The following is a 13,855-nucleotide window of genomic DNA, read 5'->3' on the forward strand; positions in this document are numbered from 1 at the left end:
CCTAAGACGAATGGCACTAACTCAAAAGAAAATTGCAATAGTTCTATCTTTAAAACAGGACTCCTTGCTTCAAGGTTTACTAAATTCAGTTTGATTCTTTACCACGTAAACAGATAAAAACTAGGTTGTGAAGTCACCGGAAAAAATAAATCTTACAACGGCTGAATCTGCTTTGCGAAATTTGGTTAACTGGCAGCAGCAAGCCCATCAACATCTGGTTTTGGGAGACTACAGTAAGGCGGAAAATCTGTATGAGGAAGCAATTACAGCCGAACCTGAGGTCAGGTCTCACTACTGGAATTTAGGCTTGATGCTGCTGCTGCAAGGGCAAGAATTAGAAGCTCAGACAACCTGGCTGTTGGCTATGGCGGAGGGTGAGCCGGAACAGGTTGACCTTTGGACAGCAGAACTCATACAGGTTCTGCAAAAAGAAGCGACTAGGCAGGAAGAGCTAGGAAGTTATTCAGTCGCTTGGGCACTCCGACAGCACATAAGAGAAATTAGCCCAACGGAGGCTAACAATTTGCTGCATTTGCTTGAGCTAGCGTTTAAGCAAGAAATTTTCTCTGAGGAGCAGTTAGTTTCTCTAGGTGTTATAGAACTTCTTAAATTGGAGGAATCACTTAGTCTTGATTCTGATTTACTACTAAAGGTATTACAAAATGTCTTGGATAACGCTTTTGTAGCTCCATCATCTCTGGAATTGGTTGAAGTTTGTTTACCTCATGTCCAAGATGTTAGAGGCTTTTTAGTTGTTGTGTTACCCGCATCACTTAAAATTGCTTACTCTGTAGGACATCCGGGGTTAGCAGCACGCTTCCTTGAATTGTATTTAAGTTTAGATCCAGATAATGTTGAAGTTCTACGGCATTTAGCCTGTTTTTATCAAAACGCGAAGGATTATTCCAAAGGAATAGACACAGCAAAACTATGCCATTCTCTATCAAAAACATTACCAGATCAAATTTTTAGCAGTTATCTAGTGCTACGTGGGTTCATGAGCGCTGGTGGATATTGGCAAGAAGCTGATGAAGTCTCGCAGCATCAAGAGTCTCTGATTTTGTCATTAATCAAAGAACAACCACTACTGTCAGAGCAAGCAACAGTCCAACGGTTATTTACTAGCGCTTATTTTCTACCCTACTTACGAGACGAGCCAGAACATAACAGATATATCTATAATCAACTTGCTCAACTTTGCCAATTCAATATTCAAAGTTATGCAAAAGAGCAGGCAGAGAGATACACTCAGAGAGTAGTAAAGAATCAAACGAAATTACTTAAGATTGGATATATTTCTCATTGTTTGAGAAACCATTCTGTAGGTTGGTTAGCTCGTTGGATTTTCAAATATCATGATCGTGAGCGTTTTCATGTTTATTCTTATCTGGTTAACTACAGTCAACGCAATGACGAATTACAAGCGTGGTATGTTAACCAAGGAGATCAGGTTTACAAAGCAGGTAGCAATGGCTTAGAGATTGCTGAAAAAATTCATAAAGATGAAATTGATATATTAATTGATCTTGATAGCATTACTTTAGATACTACCTGTCAGATCACGTCGTTGAAACCAGCACCTATTCAAGCGACTTGGCTAGGCTGGGATGCGTCGGGAGTACCGGCAGTAGATTACTTCATTGCTGACCCTTATGTTTTACCGGAGTCAGCCCAAGATTACTATACAGAAAAAATCTGGAGACTTCCTCAGACTTATATAGCTGTTGACGGTTTTGAGGTAGCTGTGCCTACCCTCCGTCGAGATCACTTAGATATTCCTAGTGATGGTGTAGTGTATCTTTGCTCTCAAAGAGGATACAAGCGTCATCCAGATACCGCACGACTACAACTAAAAATCCTTAAGGAAGTGCCAAATAGTTACTTCCTAATTAAAGGTTTAGCGGACAAAGACTCAATTACAAGCTTCTTTAGCCAAATTGCTGAAGAGGAAGGCGTAAATTGCGATCGCCTACGATTTCTGCCACAGGTGACTTCAGAAGCAGTACACCGGGCTAACTTGGGTATTGTTGATGTAGTCTTAGATACCTACCCCTATAACGGCGCTACCACAACTCTAGAAGTTCTCTGGATGGGTATTCCATTAGTAACGCGAGTTGGACAACAATTTGCTGCTCGTAATAGCTACACCATGATGATGAATGCAGGTATCACAGAAGGAATCGCGTGGACTGATGAAGAGTATGTAGAGTGGGGAATTCGCTTAGGCAAAGATTCCGATCTCAGACAGCAGATATCCTGGCGACTACGACAATCCAGGCAAACAGCACCGCTATGGAATGCGAAGCAGTTTACTCGTGATATGGAAGATGCTTACGAGAAAATGTGGTCAAATTATGTTATGAATAATATCTCTTAGTCACTAACTTTTTTCCTGGTACTTATGCTCATTTTCGGTACAAACTTATGTGATTCATTACTCAAAAGCCCATAGGTTTGCTCAATATAGTTTCAATCGTCTTCTAAAGTTTAACTATAAGTAACAATGAAACCTCTCAAACTCCATATTGGTGGTAAGGAGTCTCATCCTGAATGGAAGATTTTAGATGTCGAACCTCGTCCTGAAGTAGATTATGTAGCTAATGCTAATGACTTGAGTCTATTTGAAAGTAATTCTATCGAGTCGATTTACGCTAGTCACGTCTTAGAACACTTCTACTACGGTCTGAATAATCAACTCATAAATACCTTAAAAGAATGGCATCGCGTGCTTAAACCAGGAGGTAAACTTTTAATTAGTGTACCTGATTTGAAAACCTTATGCTGGCTTTATCTAAATCCGAATTTAATGCCTCTTGAACGGCATCACCTAATGCGAATTATATTTGGTGGTCAGACAAATATCTATGATGTTCATAAAGTTGGTTTTGATTTTGAAATCTTAGCACTTTACCTAGAAGAAGCAGGTTTTCAAGAATATGAGCAATTCTCAGAGTTTAAGATTTTTAATGACTGTAGTAGTCTACGGATATTAGACACTTTGATTAGCCTGAATGTTATTGCAAAAAAATCCCTAGAAAACATCTAGCGAAATCTTTTCATGGCTCAGGTTATGATATCTTTCCTATCTCGTCCTAATGTAGGTCAATCAATCGGGCTATCCTTTATCGCCCTCTTATCTATTTTTGCACTTGGGGCGCTACAGATGCCTCAACTGGCTCAAATAAGAGGCGGAGCCAAAAACGCTTCACCAGAAGCTCTTCAAACGGAAGTCAAGGCAGAAAAAGTGCGCCTCAATCTGCTCCAGAAAGTTCCTGCCTTTGGTTTTGATAATTTGCTTGCAGATTGGGCATTTCTAAATTTCATACAGTATTTTGGTGATGATGAAGCTCGCGCAGCGACTGGCTATCGGCTTGGTCCAGATTATTTTGATGTAATCATCGATCGCGACCCCAAATTCTTGCAGGCGTATTTTTTCCTTTCTGGGAGTGGTTCTTTATACGCAGGAATGCCAGAACGCTCTGTAGCGCTGATGGACAAAGGGCTAAAGTCGCTTGCTCCTCAATCACCACCTAAGTCCTACTATGTTTGGCGTTATAAAGCCACAGATGAGTTGTTGTTTTTAGGCGATGCTCAAGCAGCAAGACAATCCTATGAGAAGGCAGCCGAATGGGCAAGTACCTATTCTGATGAAGAAAGTAAGAATATAGTAGCAATTTCTCGCCGAAGCGCTGGGTCTCTTGCCCGTAATCCCCTGAGCAAATCAGCCCAAGTCAATGCTTGGTCAATGGTTTTAAGTAATGCGCTAGACGATCGCACCCGTCAACTTGCGATCAGTCGCATTGAGGCACTCGGTGGCAAAGTCATTGTTACGCCACAGGGAGCGAGGATTCAATTGCCGAAAACCGATTGAGTTCTAAGCTAAACACTTAAGGCTTCATCGCTTTAAGTCTTCCATACTTCTAGCGCCCGTCAGCTTAAATTAGCTGATGCATAATCACCCCTAAACTAAAGCCACCCAAGGAAACGGCAGAGATAATCCCAAAGGCTTGCCATTCCCCGTAATCTGCTGTCTGAAGATCTAACCTGACCAAGGCACCAGCAGCAAGCAAAACCAATATGCGAACAACAACCTCAAGCCAGCTAAGGATGATTACCGCAAAAAAAGCTCCAAAAATCACTGAAAAAAACGCTCTAGTATCCGATTGCAGCCAACCCGTGTAAAAGTTTCTAATTAACGTCAAAGGAGCCGCCAAAGCGAAAGCAATGAGAAAACTATAAATAGCTCCCATTAGCCAGAGCAACCAAGCAGTATTCCCCAACGTTAATGTTGTGCTAGTAAGTTTTCGAGCATCAACATTAGCGAGTCTTTCTGCGTCAGTAGATAGCAACCAGCCAAAGACACCGTAGGTAAAAAGAAGGAGCAAGAGTGAAACCCAAGGCAGTTTTTTCACAAACACCATTGATCTAAGGGAACATGACGTGCTTAACACTTTTCAGAGCTAAAGCCAGTGATTTCTCCTTTCGCTAGCCATCTCACTTAGCGGAACTCAGAAGCAGAAGTAATGCTTTTGAGCGTTTTCTGAACAGTGATCAGATTCACAGCACTTAGCTGATCAAGATCGTCATCCTCAGGCTGCTAACTTTTGCATACTAAATCATGACTGAACTCTAGCCGAGTCATCAATAGGGAACACACAACCAGCCGACAGGTTCTGAGTAGAGACTGTCGGTTTTTTATTCGATTAAGAACGACCTCTCCCGATACTAAGCCGTTTACCCAGCTAGAATTAAATTTTAAGGACTTAATACCCCATTAAGAGCTACTTCAACTAGGAAAAAGTGCCTCCAGCACCTTTGCTGGAGGTTATATTAGGCAAAAAATATACTTAGCCCAAAAATCAAGACATAGCTTGAATGATGTAATCAAAGTAGGGAGCTGCTGCCGAGACATCCTCTTGGCTAAGCAATCCTAGAGAAGCATTTTTTAAGCAACGGATTGATTCAGCCATCCCTGAAACTGGCACACCAAGAGAGTTGTACATTTCTCGCACCCCAATTAGACCGATTTTTTCAATGGGTTCCTTGTCACCGGACAGGACTCCGTAGGTAATCAGTCGCAAGTACCAGCCGTAGTCGCGTAAGCATAGCGCCCGTTGACGCTCCCCGTAAGCATTGCCACCTGGAGCAATAAAGTCAGGACGTTTCTGCCAAAGCTGCTTGCTAGCTTCCTGAACAATCTTTTTTTCATTTTCAGCGAGAGTGGTAGCAATCCGCACCCGTTGTTCACCTGTTTTCAAAAACTCATTGATACTGTTGAGTTCTCCGGAGCTAGGATATCGGAGTTGGTCGTCTGCTTGGAGAATAACTTGGCTAACTACGCTCATCTTATTGGTTTAACTTAGGTAACATTTGTAGTTTAGCGACTCTAGGCTACACAAATAAAGAGAGGAAAATACTGTGTCTACGACTCAACTGCCTGGTAGTGCAGATAAAAAAAACGATGATCCCCGCCTAGACCAATGGCAACAAGGTCAGTTGGTTGAGGTAAGGATTACAGATTTGAATGATACTGGCGAGGGTGTTGGACGTTTGGGCAGTCGAGTAATCTTTGTTCCAGATACGGTCACGGGCGATCGCATTCTAGTTCGGCTGGTACATGTCAAAGCCAACTATGCCAATGGCAAACTTCACCAAATCTTAGAACCATCTCCCCATCGCATTCGACCCAACTGCATCGTCGCAGACAAATGCGGTGGTTGCCAGTGGCAGCACATTGACTACGGGTATCAGCAATCAACGAAACATAATCTAGTCGTTCAAGCCTTAGAACGCATTGGTGGCTTTACTCAACCTCCTGTCGCACCCATCTTGATCAGTGACTCATTCCTTGCCTACCGCAACAAAGTGACCTATCCCTTAAAACGATCCGCAACGGGTCAAGTTCAGGCAGGCTACTACCAAAAAGGAAGTCACCAGCTAATTAATCTAAATCAATGCCCTGTGCAAGATTCGCGCTTAAATCCGCTGTTAGCCGAAGTTAAGCAGGATATTGAGCGAATGGGGTGGTCAGTATATGACGAACGCCGTCATCAAGGACGCATCCGTCACCTGTCGCTGCGGATTGGGCGCCGTACCGGAGAGATGCTGCTGACGTTGATCGCAACTGATTGGAAGCTAGGAGATCTTGATGTTCAAGCGGAAAAGTGGATGACTCGCTACCCCAAACTGGTGGGGGTTTCGGTGAATCGTAACCCAAACCGCACCAATGCGATTTTTGGTGATGAAACTCGCTGTATTACGGGTCAGCCTTATTTGAAAGAAGAGTTTGCTGGTCTTGAGTTCCAACTATCGCCTGAAACCTTCTTCCAGGTCAATACAGAGGCAGCAGAGGCACTATTAAATGCGATCGCACAACAACTAGCGCTTAAGGGGGATGAAGTACTAGTCGATGCTTACTGTGGCATTGGTACCTTTACTCTGCCCCTAGCGCAACGAGTGCAGCAGGCAATTGGTTTAGAAGTACAACCTGCCTCCGTAGAACAAGCCCAAAGCAATGCCCAGCTTAACGGGATCAGCAATGTAATCTTTAAAACTGGAACGGTGGAAACCTTGCTGCCAAAACTGGGGATCACACCCGATATTGTTTTACTTGACCCACCTCGTAAGGGATGCGATCGCCAGGTCATCGAAACCCTTCTTCAAATCTTACCCAGGCGTATCGTTTACATTAGCTGTAAGCCAGCTACTCTGGCACGGGATCTCAAGCTCATCAGCCAGACTGGTAGCTATCAGTTAGATCACATACAACCTGCTGATTTCTTTCCTCAAACACCCCACGTTGAATGTGCAGCCTTCCTAACACGACAAGGCTGAAGCAAGGCAAGGGAAATGTCTATGAGTACATCTCTTAGAGGCTGAAACCGTACTGACATTTCTCTACTTTATCCAGATAAAAAAGTAAGAGTAGAACATCCTTTAAAAACAGAGGAATCCAGATGGGGCGGTTATTTGAAGCCACGATCTGGTGTTTAAGAGAGTGTTTCGTTACAATGGTATGTAAAGGTTCCTCTCTAAACCGATGAGAGAAAACCGATCCTCTCTAGAGGCAAGAAGTTAGCGCACTTCACCCCGATCCGTTGGTAAGCGAGCAATAGCTCCAAGCAATTCAACGGAAAAGGTCAAAGACCAAACTCTAAACTGAGTGTTAAAGTTTCGCGCTAGCCTTGCGGAACTCAACCCCTGTAGAGTCAGCGTCGAAAGCCTGGACACTTACTAAGATTCATATAAACAGCCTGAGCCAGGGAGATCTGGTTTTAGGAAAGATGAGAGAAGAAACATGGCAGCTAGCTGTGTAACGTATCAAGTCCACCACATGAAAGCTAGAGGTTTTTTGAGTGATTGCTATATCTTTGCGTCCGGTTGGACGCGACTGGGGAACGATTAGCTTCGCTTCTACCCTCTATCTTTGCCCCATCCTCGATTTGCTTCTTGAACAGATTCCCCGTAGATGGCAACCGGAACTTCGGCTGGGGTTGCAAGAAGCATTGGTAAATGCGGCAAAGCATGGTAACAATTTAGACCCAAGTAAGACGGTAGTGGTTCACTTTTCAGTCATAAATGACGAATACTGGTGGATAATCTCGGACGAAGGTTCCGGCTTTTCTCCTCCTTGTAGTCATCAGATCGATGATTGTAGTTTGCCGAGTGATGAATCAGAAAATGGCAGAGGCTTATGTCTCCTCCACCAGATTTTTGATCAGGTTCAGTGGAATCGCCAGGGAACAGAACTGAGACTTTGTAAGCAGGTCAACAGTCGTTCCCGTCTACCCTTGGTTCCTTGAGGGGCGCTGATCCCCGTGAGTTGGACAAGGAGGGGCGGAAATTGATCGGTCTAACCATCCTGAGGCTTGGCGAAATCTCGCAAGTGCTTCTTCTGGCTGTTCCTTCAGGAGAAATACTAGGGCAGCGGCAGCTTGTTCGCTAGCGCGTGCTTTTCGATTAGACTTTAATCGGTGCCACTCAGTCGGTGTGATGGCTAGACGCTCCGCCAGCGCTTGAGCTAGCTCAAGGGTACTAAATTCAGTTAGGGGATTAGTCTTAGTGGATTGGGTTGGTTCAGGCATGATGGCAAGCACACTCGCATTTACTCTTACTCTAAGGCATTAGAAGATGCCGCAAAAACCGTCATCCTCATCGTCCCCTGGTTCAGAACCCAACCAGCCGGATACGGGTGCAGACGAGTTTCAGGAAGCTTTGTCAGAGGTAGAGCGCTCTCTTCAAGCACTCAAAGAGCGTTATGCTCAGGTGCAGCGCGATCGCCAACGGCAAGCTGAACTTCAGCAACGTCGAGAGCAAGTCAGGAGAGAATTGCGTCAGTCTAGCAATCGACAAGCGCTGCAAGCTGAATTAAAGCAAATAAAAGAACAACTGGAAACAATAGAACTAAACTTAGAAAGCCAATTATTTTCCTGGGGTAGTCTCAAAGAACCTTTTTGGCAAGCCGTCCGTTTTGGGGGACTGGGTATTGTTATTGGCTGGATACTGAAATCCTGTGCTAGCTAACCTTTCAGAACAGAGGTTAGGAGTTTAGTTGTTGCCTAGCAGAGGTGGACTGAGGGACGAAGTAGAAATTGTTGAATCCGACCCATACTGGTCAATTCTATTTGAACAGGAGTCTACACGAATTCTTAATGCATTAGGTAGTGACAAGGTTATTGCCATCGAACACTTTGGTAGCACAGCGGTTCCAGGTCTGGCAGCAAAGCCTATTATTGATTTGATGGTCGGGGTACATTCCCTAGAAGCCGCACAATCACTTATCCCGTTATTAAAAGCTCTTGAATATGTTTACTGGCGAGATGATCCCCGACCAGGGCGGATGTTTTTCGTTAAAGGAATGCCTCCCTATGGTTTGCGAAGAACGCATCACGTTCACGTCGTTGAGGCATATGGTGAGTTTTGGGAGCGTCTGTTGTTTCATGACTACCTGCGATCACATCCAGAAGAGGCAAAACGCTACGAGGTGCTAAAACGTGATTTGGCAGTGCGTTTTCGTACAGACCGTGAGGGATATACGAAAGGAAAGAGCGCTTACATTCAAATAGTTATGGAGAAAGCACGTCGCAGCCAAAGGTAGTAAATTGGGAGCGGCAAAGCTAAAGGAAGAATGAAGGATGCCATACAGTTCCAGCCCGAACCCAGTGGCATAACCATTAAACTGAAGTTAATATCTATTAGTTCTCCTGGTCTTTGTATTGTAAGCGTGACTGAAAGCGTGGCTATTTGAAACATGATGACTCAACGGATTGCGGAAATATTACGAAATGGTCAGCCTGATGAGTCGGTGACAATCAAAGGCTGGGTACGCACGAAGCGGGAATTGAAGGGATTTGCCTTTATAGAAGTTAACGATGGCTCATTTCTCGCTAATCTACAAGCCGTATTGAATGCTGACTTGCCAGACTATGAAGAGGTTCTCAAGCGACTGAATACGGGTGCTTCTGTTGAAGTGACGGGTGTGCTGGTGCCATCTCAGGGGAAAGGACAGCGAATTGAACTGAAGGTATCCTCGATAAAGGTATACGGGGAAGCTGATCCTGAAACCTACCCATTGCAGAAGAAACGCCATTCCTTTGAATTTTTGCGGGAGATTGGGCATTTGCGATCGCGTACCAATACTCTTGGTGCTGTCTTCCGAGTCCGCAATGCTTGTGCAAACGCCATCCATCAATTTTTTCAGGAACGAGATTTTTTGTGGGTTCATACCCCGATGATCACGGCGAATGACTGTGAAGGCGCAGGTGAGTTGTTCACCGTCACCAACCTAGACTTGAAGGATATTCCTAAGACAGACTCCCAAGACGTTGATTTTAGCCAAGACTTTTTTGGACGCCGTGCTTACCTTACCGTTAGTGGTCAACTGCAAGCTGAGGTGATGGCACTAGCGTTTCGGGATGTCTATACTTTTGGCCCCACGTTCCGCGCCGAAAATTCCAATACCTCGCGACATTTGGCAGAGTTCTGGATGGTGGAACCAGAGATAGCATTCTGCGATTTGAAAGGGAACATGGACTTGGCAGAAGCGTTTCTCAAGTACATCTTCAAGTCAGTGTTGGAGAAGTGTCCAGAGGACATGGAGTTCTTCAACCAGCGGATTGACAATTCGGTTCTCGCCACGGCTGACAATATTATCAACAACGAGTTTGAGCGGATTACCTACACAGATGCGATCGCCCTTTTGGAAAAAAGCGATCGCAAGTTTGAGTACCCCGTTAACTGGGGCTTAGATTTGCAGTCAGAACATGAGCGGTATCTCGCTGAAGAACTATTCAAAAAACCCGTTATCGTTAGCGATTACCCAGTAGGGATCAAAGCATTCTATATGCGTTTGAACGATGATGAGAAAACCGTAGCCGCAATGGACGTTCTCGCTCCCAAGATTGGTGAAATTATCGGCGGTTCCCAACGGGAAGAGCGACTTGATGTTCTGGAGCAGCGAATTAAAAACCAGGGAATGAATCCAGACGATTTATGGTGGTACCTAGATTTGCGCCGCTATGGTACTGTTCCTCATGCAGGGTTTGGCTTGGGATTTGAGCGTGTGGTGCAGTTTATGACAGGTATGGGAAATATCCGTGATGTGATCCCATTCCCTCGGACACCGTTGAATGCAGAATTTTAAAGACAACACAACTTGCCTGGAACGATACTAGGCTGATGTGCCTTTAAATTTCATTGTTCAGATTCGGGAGATGGACTTGGTTCAGGAGGCTCAATATCAGGCACAAGCTTAATAGTTTCTCCATTTCCAAATAGGCAAGAGTCTATCTCTTCCTCGTCTAATACAACCTCCCGGTGTACCCAAGCTAAGGTATTGTTAGGGAGTTTAACCTCCATCCAGCCTCCTTTTGTCTGCTTTCCAGTAACAGGTAGCTGTTCCCTAAAAACAGACTTGACAATGTTATCCCGAAAAGGAGCAGGCTCAGAGCGTAAGTTTCCACTAACAACAGCCGAGCAACCTTCACGCTTGGGTGAAGCGGTAGGGTTAGGAGATGGAGCAGTGGTAGAACTAGAGTTTTTGTTAGAATTTGTCGCCGTGGGAGATTGCGTTGGTGAAGGATTCAGTGACGACAATTCGGTATTTTCTGACTTGGATAGAGGCGAGTTTGGTGAGCGAGTAAAGATGCTAATCGTTAGTGCTAAAGCTGCTAAGCCTCCTCCAATTCCCAGCAAGAGAAGAAACTTGTTAGGAAACCTAGAAACAGAAGCGGGACTGGTTTGTGATTCGGCTAACCCTGATGATGAATTTATGGGAAGAGGGGGGTTTGTTAGTTGTATAGATTGGTTTGGTATGTACCCCGGCGAAATTGCACTAGGCGTTGAAGGCAACCAGTTTGCTTGGCTCCCAAGTCTTAATTGCGTTAGCTCATTCGCCTTATTGTCAGATTGAGAGTTATTCGCTAACTTTGGAGCACTTTCTTCTTCGATTGGGATGACATCTTCATCTCTGAGTCCCAGAAACTGTTGAAGACAGGTTAACTCCTCACGAGCTTGAGCGTTGAGAGGGTAGCATCTTTGGAGGGATTGCATATACACCCGCCGATATCGCTGTAATTTTTCTTGGTACTCTTGATAAGGTTTTAGGACTTCAGCTTCAATATTTGCACGCTCTTCAGAGGTTAGCCCCAAGCCCCACGCCAATGAGTTCAAAATATAACGTCCTGATGGCGAAATCTCGCCGCGACTTACCCGCCGTTCAGCTTCTTTGCGATATTTCAGTTTTGGGTCATTAGTTTGTGCTTTAGCTAAGAGAATTTTATTTTCTTCCTTCAGGAAATAAAATTCTGGCTTCATCGCTGGAGCCGCTTCTTGAACCTTGCGGCTGGCATATTCATGTAACTCATTCACCGCAATCCAGCTATCACCATCTAAATCGGCGGCTCCCGTTTCAATTCCTTCAACCAAGTAACGGGTGTAAACCGAAAGCTCAGAACCTCTCTGGCTAGAGGAATATTGCGTGGAAGTAAAGGATGTGAGGAGTGCTCGTCCTTGGCGACTCAGTTGAGCTTTAATATCTACACTAGTATCACCTGTTGTTGTGATTTCTGGAGGAGAGGTGTTACTGAAGCAACAGTCAAGGATTATGACTTGATGCTTACAGCTACTGTTACTCATAAGGTCATGAATAAAACTAGCAGACACAGTGCTTGACTTGACCAGTTCTCCTGTGGAGGTTCTGCCAGTATCGCGAGTGGCAAAATGGAGTGTACCACTATCATCCTTGACACTATGACCGGAGAAAAACAGTAGGATTAAATCATTTTCAGTAAGGCTTGCAAGCAAAACTTCAAGGGTTTCCTGCATCAACAACGAGTTAGGATTTGTCAGAGTTTTTACCTCATCAAAACCACCCATCTCTATATGCTGCAAAACTTGTTGCATTGCCTTAATATCTCTGATAGCGCCAGGGAGTGGATCTAAACCAGGCTCGTACTCACTGACCCCAATCAGCAGTGCTACCTTCGCCATATTTAATTCCCTAGACTGCTACAAATTTTTGTACTACCTGAATCGCTACCATGCGCTACTTAAATTTACAGGTTCCTTCTGTTATATCCGGGTAAAAATTCAGGCGCCACAGAAACGTTAAATCTTTAGCGCTTCTTCGCAAAAGAATTGAGTCTTTAGAGATGAACTTCATGCCTTATCTACAATGTTTGCGATCGCAAAGCGCAGGTTATGAACTCTACTTGGATAAAGTTCAAGCCATTTTTCAAGATAAAACAGTCATTCTACAACGCCTCAACGAGCTTAGATGAAAGTGAGATCGCGCTTCTAGCCTAATGTCGTGCTTTTTGCTTTCTAGAGCTTTTGTCTTCCAACTTAAATCTGTTAAGACTATTTCGCAGCAGTCGTTCCTGTCGCTTGAGTTGTGCAATCAATTTAGCATTCTGGAAAGCGTCAGCCTGATTGACCCCTGCATTGTTTCTCACTTTCAATGACAGTTGGTAACAAAACTGAGATTTTTCTAAGAGTTTGAGGATCGAAGGTGCAAATTTAGCAAACCTTGCTTCATCCTCTTTCGTAAAGCCAGTCCTATCAATTCTTCTAGACAAGTCGTCTTCAGGATCATGATTCGCCTTCAACTTGTTGATTAATTGCACAACAGCAACTAAATCTTTTTGCTTATTCAATACAGGCCAAGCCAGAAGCGAGTAAGTACGGTATCCCGTTTTCTGATCTGTATTCTTCGCCGCTTCAGAACGTGGATCGTCATAGACATCAAAAGGAACATTGATGACTTGTGAGGACGTGGCAGCTAGACCAGCAATCCCTTTACCAACAGGGATATCAATCACTAGCCCACCCCCCTCGCCATCGTCAGCAACAACCGTGCCCAGTACTCTTCTGTGCTGATCGAGTAAAAAAATGCTGGTGCGATCGGCCCTTACCAAATCCCCCGCTTTTCGGGTAAGGCGATGCAACATCTCACACAGAGTGCTAACTAGCTCATTTATCGCCTGATCAACGTCATTAACATCTCCAGTTGTATTAGAGACAACAATAGGAGGACGGGATGCGCTACTAGCGTTTGCCTTACTAGGATTTTCCCCTACCCTTGGGGATGAGATCGGCTTCTCCTGCTCCTCTACACCAGCAATTTCTCGCCAGTTTAGCCCTAAGAACTGACAAATTTCTATAAAATTTACACGATTAACAGGTTCGCCTTTGAGAAAAAGCTTATCAATAACCAGACACAGAGACAGCCCTAATCTTTCGGCAAGGTCTTTCTTGCGTCCTTCACTCTTACGCTTCCAAGCCAAGTTGACTTCTTGGAGGTACTTTGGATGTACTCTATACGACCTTGCCATGTCTAAGCATTAGAAAACAGTCC

Annotated in this window: 14 protein-coding genes; 9 read left to right on the forward strand and 5 right to left on the reverse strand. The window is 44.4% G+C overall.

Annotation, left to right across the window (positions count from 1 at the left end; genetic code table 11):
* Nucleotides 1-127 precede the first annotated feature (127 nt).
* The 3 genes from AC5JL3_RS14805 to AC5JL3_RS14815 all read left to right on the forward strand — a co-directional run bounded on the left by AC5JL3_RS14805 (nucleotide 128) and on the right by AC5JL3_RS14815 (nucleotide 3,871).
* Nucleotides 128-2,377 (forward strand): O-linked N-acetylglucosamine transferase, SPINDLY family protein, encoded by a 2,250-nt coding sequence (locus AC5JL3_RS14805; protein WP_496075197.1) that lies wholly within the window; start codon nucleotides 128-130, stop codon nucleotides 2,375-2,377.
* A 126-nt stretch (nucleotides 2,378-2,503) separates the two neighbouring features.
* A complete protein-coding gene (locus AC5JL3_RS14810; RefSeq protein WP_496075198.1) occupies nucleotides 2,504-3,046 on the forward strand; it encodes a class I SAM-dependent methyltransferase in 543 nt (180 codons plus the stop codon).
* A 12-nt stretch (nucleotides 3,047-3,058) separates the two neighbouring features.
* A complete protein-coding gene (locus AC5JL3_RS14815) occupies nucleotides 3,059-3,871 on the forward strand; it encodes a hypothetical protein (RefSeq protein ID WP_496075199.1) in 813 nt (270 codons plus the stop codon).
* Nucleotides 3,872-3,935: 64 nt separating this feature from the next.
* Here the strand turns inward: AC5JL3_RS14815 and AC5JL3_RS14820 are convergent, their stop codons facing one another.
* Together AC5JL3_RS14820 and AC5JL3_RS14825 are read right to left on the reverse strand one after the other, a co-directional pair.
* Entirely contained in the window at nucleotides 3,936-4,412 is a 477-nt protein-coding gene (locus AC5JL3_RS14820) for a hypothetical protein (RefSeq protein ID WP_496075200.1), read from the reverse strand.
* Between the two features lie 447 nt (nucleotides 4,413-4,859).
* Nucleotides 4,860-5,345 (reverse strand): allophycocyanin subunit alpha-B, encoded by a 486-nt coding sequence (locus AC5JL3_RS14825; protein ID WP_192217217.1) that lies wholly within the window; start codon nucleotides 5,343-5,345, stop codon nucleotides 4,860-4,862.
* Nucleotides 5,346-5,433: 88 nt separating this feature from the next.
* On the opposite strand from AC5JL3_RS14825, the gene rlmD reads away from it, so the two are divergent.
* Both rlmD and AC5JL3_RS14835 read left to right on the forward strand, forming a co-directional pair.
* Nucleotides 5,434-6,834, forward strand: a complete 1,401-nt coding sequence (rlmD, locus tag AC5JL3_RS14830; protein ID WP_496075350.1) for a 23S rRNA (uracil(1939)-C(5))-methyltransferase RlmD — start codon at nucleotides 5,434-5,436, stop codon at nucleotides 6,832-6,834.
* A gap of 521 nt (nucleotides 6,835-7,355) precedes the next feature.
* Nucleotides 7,356-7,802 carry an ATP-binding protein gene (locus tag AC5JL3_RS14835; protein ID WP_192217219.1) on the forward strand — a complete coding sequence of 149 codons (447 nt, stop codon included), beginning with the start codon at nucleotides 7,356-7,358 and terminating at the stop codon, nucleotides 7,800-7,802.
* Here the strand turns inward: AC5JL3_RS14835 and AC5JL3_RS14840 are convergent.
* Nucleotides 7,785-8,084, reverse strand: coding sequence for a DUF6439 family protein (locus AC5JL3_RS14840; RefSeq protein WP_192217220.1), 300 nt, complete (start codon nucleotides 8,082-8,084; stop codon nucleotides 7,785-7,787). The genes AC5JL3_RS14835 and AC5JL3_RS14840 overlap by 18 nt on opposite strands.
* 46 nt (nucleotides 8,085-8,130) lie before the next feature.
* Here AC5JL3_RS14840 and AC5JL3_RS14845 point away from each other — a divergent pair, with 46 nt between their 5' ends.
* From AC5JL3_RS14845 to asnS, 3 genes are all read left to right on the forward strand, one after another.
* Nucleotides 8,131-8,523, forward strand: coding sequence for a sll0565 family protein (locus AC5JL3_RS14845; protein ID WP_192217221.1), 393 nt, complete (start codon nucleotides 8,131-8,133; stop codon nucleotides 8,521-8,523).
* 28 nt (nucleotides 8,524-8,551) lie between these two features.
* Nucleotides 8,552-9,097 carry a GrpB family protein gene (locus AC5JL3_RS14850; RefSeq protein ID WP_496075201.1) on the forward strand — a complete coding sequence of 182 codons (546 nt, stop codon included), beginning with the start codon at nucleotides 8,552-8,554 and terminating at the stop codon, nucleotides 9,095-9,097.
* Nucleotides 9,098-9,250: 153 nt separating this feature from the next.
* Nucleotides 9,251-10,642 (forward strand): asparagine--tRNA ligase, encoded by a 1,392-nt coding sequence (gene asnS / locus AC5JL3_RS14855; RefSeq protein ID WP_496075202.1) that lies wholly within the window; start codon nucleotides 9,251-9,253, stop codon nucleotides 10,640-10,642.
* Nucleotides 10,643-10,692: 50 nt separating this feature from the next.
* Here asnS and AC5JL3_RS14860 read toward each other — a convergent pair whose 3' ends face one another.
* A complete protein-coding gene (locus AC5JL3_RS14860) occupies nucleotides 10,693-12,489 on the reverse strand; it encodes a caspase family protein (RefSeq protein ID WP_496075203.1) in 1,797 nt (598 codons plus the stop codon).
* 161 nt (nucleotides 12,490-12,650) lie between these two features.
* Here AC5JL3_RS14860 and AC5JL3_RS14865 point away from each other — a divergent pair, with 161 nt between their 5' ends.
* Nucleotides 12,651-12,779 (forward strand): hypothetical protein, encoded by a 129-nt coding sequence (locus AC5JL3_RS14865; RefSeq protein ID WP_496075204.1) that lies wholly within the window; start codon nucleotides 12,651-12,653, stop codon nucleotides 12,777-12,779.
* A 21-nt stretch (nucleotides 12,780-12,800) separates the two neighbouring features.
* On the opposite strand, the gene AC5JL3_RS14870 is transcribed toward AC5JL3_RS14865, so the two are convergent.
* Nucleotides 12,801-13,832 (reverse strand): GAF domain-containing protein, encoded by a 1,032-nt coding sequence (locus AC5JL3_RS14870; protein ID WP_496075205.1) that lies wholly within the window; start codon nucleotides 13,830-13,832, stop codon nucleotides 12,801-12,803.
* Nucleotides 13,833-13,855 lie beyond the last annotated feature (23 nt).

The organism is Symplocastrum torsivum (assembly GCF_059505465.1).

What these genes read in the sequence shown, in the direction of transcription:
- AC5JL3_RS14825 (WP_192217217.1), bottom strand. Translation starts at nt 5,345, where the DNA reads ATGAGCGTAGTTAGCCAAGTTATTCTCCAAGCAGACGACCAACTCCGA.
- AC5JL3_RS14810 (WP_496075198.1), top strand. Translation starts at nt 2,504, where the DNA reads ATGAAACCTCTCAAACTCCATATTGGTGGTAAGGAGTCTCATCCTGAA.
- AC5JL3_RS14840 (WP_192217220.1), bottom strand. Translation starts at nt 8,084, where the DNA reads ATGCCTGAACCAACCCAATCCACTAAGACTAATCCCCTAACTGAATTT.
- AC5JL3_RS14870 (WP_496075205.1), bottom strand. Translation starts at nt 13,832, where the DNA reads ATGGCAAGGTCGTATAGAGTACATCCAAAGTACCTCCAAGAAGTCAAC.
- AC5JL3_RS14865 (WP_496075204.1), top strand. Translation starts at nt 12,651, where the DNA reads ATGAACTTCATGCCTTATCTACAATGTTTGCGATCGCAAAGCGCAGGT.
- AC5JL3_RS14845 (WP_192217221.1), top strand. Translation starts at nt 8,131, where the DNA reads ATGCCGCAAAAACCGTCATCCTCATCGTCCCCTGGTTCAGAACCCAAC.
- AC5JL3_RS14815 (WP_496075199.1), top strand. Translation starts at nt 3,059, where the DNA reads ATGGCTCAGGTTATGATATCTTTCCTATCTCGTCCTAATGTAGGTCAA.
- asnS (WP_496075202.1), top strand. Translation starts at nt 9,251, where the DNA reads ATGATGACTCAACGGATTGCGGAAATATTACGAAATGGTCAGCCTGAT.
- AC5JL3_RS14860 (WP_496075203.1), bottom strand. Translation starts at nt 12,489, where the DNA reads ATGGCGAAGGTAGCACTGCTGATTGGGGTCAGTGAGTACGAGCCTGGT.